This window comes from Vibrio sp. 2033 (assembly GCF_033339735.1).
The window spans coordinates 1-1653 of sequence record NZ_JAWOVC010000074.1; the positions used below are offsets into that span (position 1 = coordinate 1).

General features: G+C 48.9%; 2 protein-coding genes. Both read right to left on the bottom strand.

Annotated elements, in window-relative coordinates; genetic code table 11:
- Positions 1–835: D-2-hydroxyacid dehydrogenase (locus tag R7P74_RS24660; protein ID WP_318123279.1), on the bottom strand; the 835-nt coding region annotated here is incomplete at its 3' end.
- 34 nt (positions 836–869) lie between these two features.
- On the bottom strand, positions 870–1622 hold the full coding sequence (rluA, locus tag R7P74_RS24665) for a bifunctional tRNA pseudouridine(32) synthase/23S rRNA pseudouridine(746) synthase RluA (protein ID WP_318123280.1): 753 nt from the start codon (positions 1620–1622) through the stop codon (positions 870–872).
- Positions 1623–1653: the final 31 nt, after the last annotated feature.

The window sequence follows — 1653 nt, forward strand, 5'->3', positions numbered from 1 at the left end:
AGTGAATATTAGCGATCAGAGGGTTGCTCTCATCGGCAGGCTCCTGAGTAAATACATCAAAACCTGCTGCTGCGATCTCCCCCTGTTTTAGAGCATCCACCAACGCTTGCTCATCAACCAAACCGCCTCGACCGGTGTTGATTAGAATCGCGTTTGGTTTCATTTGCTGTAACTCGACTTTGCCAATCAAATTCTGCGTATGCTCGTTAAGCGGACAGTGCAAAGTCAACGCGTCAGAGTGTTTCAACACTTCCTCAAATGGCACATAACCTGGTCGACATTCTGCCGCGCCTTTACGCTCCGCAAATAAAACGGTCATTCCTAGCGCTTGAGCCAGATTCGCCGTGGCTTGCCCCAATGCACCACTACCGACGACACCTAGTGTACTGCCGCCAACATCCCCGATGGAATGAGTAAAAAAGCAGAACTGCTTATTACGCTGCCATTCGCCAGCCGCAATATCTTGATGGTACCCAAACAAGTTTCGACGCAAAGCAAACAACATCGCGATCACATGCTCAGGAACAGATTGAGTGGCATAACCACGCACGTTCGCGACTGCAATGCCATGTTCAGCACAATAGTTCACTTCGACATTGTTAAACCCTGTCGCCGCAACAGCAATCATCTTGAGCTGAGGCAGCTGCGAAAGTACCGATTGATCCAACACCACTTTATTGCTGATGACGATATCGGCATCAGCCAAGCGTTCAACCACGAACTCAGGCGGTGTCAGTGCATACTCCATCCAATGATGAGGAAACTCAGGGCGCGGGACTTGAATGTGATTGGGAATGGTGGCGCGGTCGAGAAAGACCACTTTAGGCAGTGACATAACGGCTCCTTGTTCACTGCCTAATGAAATCTATTTATGGGCGTGGCAGTGTTTTGTAATCAGGTAATTTACGCTCTGGATCGAAATAGTCAAAGATCATCTCTTCGGCTTCCTGGTAAAAGTCACACGGAACAAAAATACTGCGGAGCCAGTGACTTTTCGGGTGGTAGAAGCTCAGTTCAGAAGCGTGCAGTTCCAAACGCTCAGAGAAGACTTTGGCTTCTTCGGTCGCGTAGAACTCGTCACCAACAATAGGGTGACCCAACGCTTGCATGTGCACACGCAATTGATGTGAGCGGCCAGTAATAGGCAGTAAACGTACGATGGTCGTCTTTGTTCCGTCTTCATGTTCTTCTCGCTTCGCGACTTGGAAGAGAGTTTTTGATGGCTTACCGTCTTCAAAACACACTTTTTGCAGCGGACGGTTTGGCCAGTCACAGATCAATGGCAGATCGATTTCTCCCTCTTCCTGCTCGACATGACCCCAAACGCGTGCGTAGTAATTTTTATGCGTTAAGCGGAACTGGAACTGCTTTTTCAACGCACTTTCTGCTCGCTTGTTTTTAGCCAGTACCATCAATCCCGACGTCGACATATCTAAGCGATGCACGACTTGGATATCTGGGTACTCCTCCTGTAAACGACTCCACATGCTGTCATGGTGTTCTGCAAGACGTCCCGGAACTGACAACAAACCAGACGGCTTATTCACAGCCAAGATATGGTCGTCCTCAAAAACGATGTCGATCCAAGGATCTGTCGGTGGGTTGTACTCAAGCATTGCCATGGGTGGGATCTCTAGAAAATAAAAACGCCGC